Below are 5,053 nucleotides of genomic sequence, written 5' to 3'. Positions count from 1 at the left end.
GCGCCGGCGGCGGAGGGCGCCGGAGTCGGCGCGGGGTCGGACGGCGGCGCCTCGGGGGCCTGCGCCTCGTCGTCGACGGTGATGCCGAAGTCGGTGGCCAGGCCGATCAGCCCGGAGGTGTAGCCCTGGCCGATCGCCCGGAACTTCCAGGCGCCGCCGCGCCGGTAGAGCTCACCCGCGACCAGGGCGGTGACGTTCTCGCCGTCGGCGATCGCGAACTCGGCGATCGGGGGCGTGCCTTCACCGGCCGCGGCGTCGAACAGCAGCAGCCGCAGCCCGGGGACGGCACGGAACGGGCCGCCCTCGGAGGAGCCGGCCAGCACCACCCGGTCCACCTCGACGGGCAGCTTGGCGAGTTCGACCTCGACGGTGTCGATGATCTCGGCGCCGCCGGAGGTCTGCTGCTTGGGCAGGTGGCGCACCAGGCCGGAGGGGTGGCGCGGCTGGTTGTAGAACACGAAGTCGGCGTCCGAACGGACCTTGCCGTTGGCGCCGAGCAGCAGCGCGGACGCGTCCACGTCCGGCGCACCGGGCGTGGCGCTCCAGCGCAGCACGGCGCGGACCGCCGCGGCCGGCAGTGCGATGTTGGCGCCCTTGGCCATCACGTGCGTCATAGCGGACCATCCTGCCCGTTCGCCACCCCTTCGGACAACGTGACCGGGACGGTCGGGGCCGGGCCGGACTTTGCCAAGAATTGCGCAGGACCGAGGTTTGCCGTCGGCGTCACCGTGATCGGGCCGGCCGGTCGCGGCGTTCCGGGATGTTCCGGGAGTTCCGGGAGTTCAGTGCCCCGGGGCCGGGAACGGCCGGAATCCGTCCGTACGATGGGGTGTTCGAAAGGCCCCCGGGGGCTCGGCGGAGGGAGTCCGCCGGTGGTGCGTCCAGGAGAAACCGCGGGCCGGAGGCCGTCCACCCCCGAGGAGAGCACCTTGCGCCATTTCGGCCACCTCCCCGACGACGTCCGCGCCCGGCTCTTCCTGGAGCAGCCGCGGACGTTCACCGCGCGGAGCGAGCCCGCCGTGCTCGCCACCGCGCTCGGCGGCACCCTCTACAGTCCCGCCACCAGGCCCGCGCTGGCCGCCGACATCCGCAAACAGGCCGGTCGGGGCGTGGTCTCGATGGTGCTCTGCCTGGAGGACGCGATCGCCGACCACGAGGTGGACGCGGGCGAGCGGAACCTGGTCGAGCAGTTGGCTGACCTGGGCAATGATTTCACCGACTGCACACAGGATCACCCGCTGCTCTTCATCAGGGTCCGCAGTGCCGCACAGATCCTCGACCTGGCCGAGCGGCTGGGCCCGGTCGGCGCGCCGCTCAGCGGCTTCGTCCTGCCCAAGTTCACCCCGGAGAACGGCGGCGCCTACCTGGCCGCGCTCACCGCCGCCGAGGCCGCGACCGGGCGGCGGCTGTTCGCCATGCCCGTCCTGGAATCGCCCGAACTCGCCCACCTGGAGACCAGACGTGAGCAGCTCTTCGGCATCGCCGAACTGCTCGCCGGGCACCGCGAACGGGTGCTCGCCGTCCGGCTCGGGGTCACCGACCTGTGCTCCGCGTACGGGCTGCGGCGCTCGCCCGACCTCACCGCGTACGACGTGGCGCTGGTCGCGGCGGTGATCGGGGACGTGGTCAACGTGCTCGGCCGGGCGGACGGCACCGGGTACACCGTCACCGGGCCGGTCTGGGAGTACTTCCCGGTGCAGGAGCGGATGTTCAAGCCGCAGCTGCGCCGCACCCCGTTCGCCGCGACCGCCGGGACGGCCCGGGCCTCCGGCGAGGAGGTCCGCCGCCGGATCATCGAGCACGACCTGGACGGGCTGATCCGCGAGGTCGAACTCGACCGGGCCAACGGGCTGCTGGGCAAGACCTGCATCCACCCCAGCCACGTCCCCGCCGTGCACGCCCTCTCGGTGGTCACGCACGAGGAGTACTGCGACGCCCGCGACATCCTCCGCCAGGAGCGGGACGGCGGCGGGGTGCTCCGCTCGGCGTACACCAACAAGATGAACGAGGCCCGGCCGCACCGCGCCTGGGCGGAGCGGGTGCTGCTGCGGGCGGAGGTGTTCGGCGTGGCCCGGGAGGACGTGAGCTTCGCCGAGCTGCTGTCGGCCTGCCTGTGCGGCTGAGAACCGAGCACGTGATCCGAGAAGCACCATCGAAGGCGGGACCAGTAGTGACGACGACAGCGGCAGAACAGCGGGAGTGGACCGGGCGCTGGGTCGCCGACCGGGCCGGGATAGCACTGACCGGATCGGAGCGCCTGCCCGAACTCGTCGGCCTGGCGCTGCGCTCCGGCAACCCCCGGCGCGCCCACCTGCTGGTCTCCAGCGTGCTCGGCAAGCACGTCCCGCAGCGGCCCGCCGTGGTGCACGGCGCCGGGCTCGAACTCGGCCGCCGGGTACGGGAACTGCTCGGCGCCGAGCCGGCCGGGCGGGCCGTCGTGCTCGGCTACGCGGAGACGGCCACCGGCCTCGGCCACAGCGTCGCTGACGGCCTGGACGCCCCCTACCTGCACTCCACCCGCCGCTCCGTCCCCGGCGTGCCCCCGCTCGGCGGCTTCGAGGAGGAGCACTCGCACGCCACCTCCCACCTGCTGCTCCCCGCCGATCCCGAACTCCTCGCCGGGGACGGGCCGTTGGTGCTGGTGGACGACGAGCTCTCGACCGGCCGCACCGTCCTCAACACCATCCGCGAACTGCACGCCCGCCACCCGCGCGACCACTACGTGATCGTCGCCCTGGTCGACCTGCGTTCGCCCGCCGACCGGCACCGGCTCGCCGAGGCCGCCGCCGGACTCGGCGTCCGGCTGGACGTGGTGGCCACCGCGAGCGGCGCCGTCGAACTGCCCGAGGACGTCATCGAGCGGGCCGAGCGGCTGATCGCCTCGGCGCCCGCGCCCTCCGCCCCTCCGGCGGTCGACCCGGCCCCGGTGGTCAGGGTCGGGCTGGACTGGCCCGCCGGGCTGCCGGACGGCGGCCGGCACGGGTTCACCGCCCGCGACCGCGCCCGGCTCGACGCCGTACTGCCCGCACTGGCCGGGCAGGTGGCCGAGGCGCTGCCGGGCGCGGCGGAGCGGGTGCCGCAGCGGGTACTGGTGCTCGGCTGCGAGGAGCTGATGTACGCGCCGCTGCGCCTGGCCGGGGCGCTCGCCGAGCGGCTCGGCGACGACCGGGTGCACTACTCCACCACCACCCGCTCGCCCGTCCTTGCCGTGGACGACCCCGGCTACGCCATCCGCACCCGGCTGGCCTTCCCCGCCCACGACGACCCGCGGGACGGCGGCTCGCGCGAGCGCTACGCCTACAACGTCGCCCCCGGCGCCGACCCGGCCCGGCGCTTCGACGCCGTGGTGCTGGTCGTGGACGACGTCGCCGACACCCCGGCCCTGCACCGGGGGGAGCGCGCGCTGCTGAACCAGCTGCGACGGGTCACCGACCGGGTGGTGCTCGCGGTGGTGCCCTCCCACCGGCCGGTGTCGCCTGCCCTGCGGCCGATGTCTCCTGCCCTGCGGCCGGCGTCGCCCGCCCCGCTGTACGGCCCCGCGTTCTCCTCGTACCGGCCCGAGGAGGTCGCCTGGTTGCTCAAGGACCTCTCCGGCGTCCGGCTCGAAGCCCCCACCGAGGAGCGCGAGGAGGCCGTCCAGAACGGCGGCGCGCACTACGCCGAGTCGCTGCCGGTCGAGTACCGGCCCAGCCCCGAGTACCAGGAGCTGTTCCACCAGGCGCTGCGCGGCTCCGCCGACCGGATCGCGCTCGCCGTCGGCACCGTCGCCGAGACGCTGCTGCGCGAGCGCGGCCCCGGGCTGGTGCTCGCCTCGCTGGCCCGGGCCGGGACGCCGGTCGGCATCCTGATCCGCCGCTGGCTGGCCTTCGCCCACGGCCTCGACGTCCCGCACTACGCGGTGTCGATCGTTCGCGGCCGGGGCATCGACCCCGTCGCCCTGCGCTACCTGGCGGCCCATCACCGGGCCGCCGACGTGGTGTTCGTGGACGGCTGGACCGGCAAGGGCGCGATCACCCGCGAACTTGCCGACGCCCTGGCCGGCACCGGTTTCGACCCGGACCTCGCGGTGCTCGCCGACCCGGGCCGGTGCGTGCGCACCTACGGCACCCGGGACGACTTCCTGATCCCGTCCGCCTGCCTCAACTCCACGGTGTCCGGGCTGGTTTCGCGCACCGTGCTGCGCGCCGGGCTGATCGGTCCGGGGGACTTCCACGGCGCCAAGTACTACTCCGAACTCGCCGGGGGCGACGTGTCGGCGGCCTTCCTGGACACCGTGGCCGCCCACTTCGCCCCGGCCCGCACCCTCGCAGTCGAGGGCGCCGCCCGGCTGGCCGCCGACCCGGACCGGGCGCCCGACTGGGCCGGCTGGGCCGCCGTCGAACGGATCAGCGCCGAGTACGGGATAGCCGACGTCAACCTGGTCAAGCCGGGGGTGGGCGAGACCACCCGGGTGCTGCTGCGCCGCGTCCCCTGGCGGGTGCTGGCCCGGCGCGGTGCCGGCGCCGACCTCGACCACGTCCGCCTGCTCGCGGCCCAGCGCGGCGTCCGGGTGGAGGAGGTGGACGGGCTGCCGTACACCTGCGTGGGCCTGATCCACCCCCGCTACAGCCGGGGCGCGACCGGCGCCAGCGGCCGGGCCGTGCCGGCGGGGGAGTCCTCATGGCGGGCGTGCCGACGGCGGGGGTGCTGATGGCGGACGTGCCGGCGGCCGGGGTGCTGGTGGCCAGCGACCTCGACCGCACGCTCATCTACTCCGAGCGGGCGCTGGCCCTGGACGGCCCCGACCCGCTCGCGCCGAGGCTGCTCTGCGTCGAGGTGCTGGACGGGCGGCCGCTGTCCTTCCTCACCGAGCGGGCCGCCGGGCTGCTCGCCGAACTCGCCCGCCGGGCCCGCTTCGTCCCCGCCACCACCCGGACCGTCGAGCAGTACCGGCGGGTCAACCTGCCCGGCCCGACGCCCGGTTACGCGATCTGCGCGAACGGCGGGCAGCTGCTGGTGGACGGCGTGCCGGACGGGGACTGGCGCCGCGAGATCACCGCGCGGCTCGCGGCCG

General features: G+C 75.1%; 3 protein-coding genes and 1 pseudogene. 3 read left to right on the top strand and 1 reads right to left on the bottom strand.

Features of this window, described 5'->3' with window-relative positions:
• Nucleotides 1–614, bottom strand: a 614-nt coding sequence (locus J0670_RS29770; protein ID WP_207814803.1) for a TerD family protein, incomplete at its 3' end; no start/stop codon positions are given.
• Between the two features lie 315 nt (nucleotides 615–929).
• Here J0670_RS29770 and J0670_RS29765 point away from each other — a divergent pair.
• From J0670_RS29765 to J0670_RS29755, 3 genes and pseudogenes are all read left to right on the top strand, one after another.
• Nucleotides 930–2,123 carry an HpcH/HpaI aldolase/citrate lyase family protein gene (locus tag J0670_RS29765; protein WP_207814802.1) on the top strand — a complete coding sequence of 398 codons (1,194 nt, stop codon included), beginning with the start codon at nucleotides 930–932 and terminating at the stop codon, nucleotides 2,121–2,123.
• Between the two features lie 47 nt (nucleotides 2,124–2,170).
• Nucleotides 2,171–4,690: a phosphoribosyltransferase gene (locus J0670_RS29760; protein ID WP_207814801.1), complete on the top strand. Its 2,520-nt coding sequence runs from the start codon at nucleotides 2,171–2,173 to the stop codon at nucleotides 4,688–4,690.
• A pseudogene (locus tag J0670_RS29755) lies at nucleotides 4,660–5,053 on the top strand (hypothetical protein); the annotation flags it as partial. The gene J0670_RS29760 and the pseudogene J0670_RS29755, both read left to right, overlap by 31 nt.

Source organism: Streptomyces sp. FH025, from assembly GCF_017427025.1.
Classification (GTDB): Bacteria; Actinomycetota; Actinomycetes; order Streptomycetales; family Streptomycetaceae; genus Kitasatospora.
Note: the sequence above shows the minus strand (reverse complement) of the source record. Positions and strands in the feature narration are given on the sequence as shown.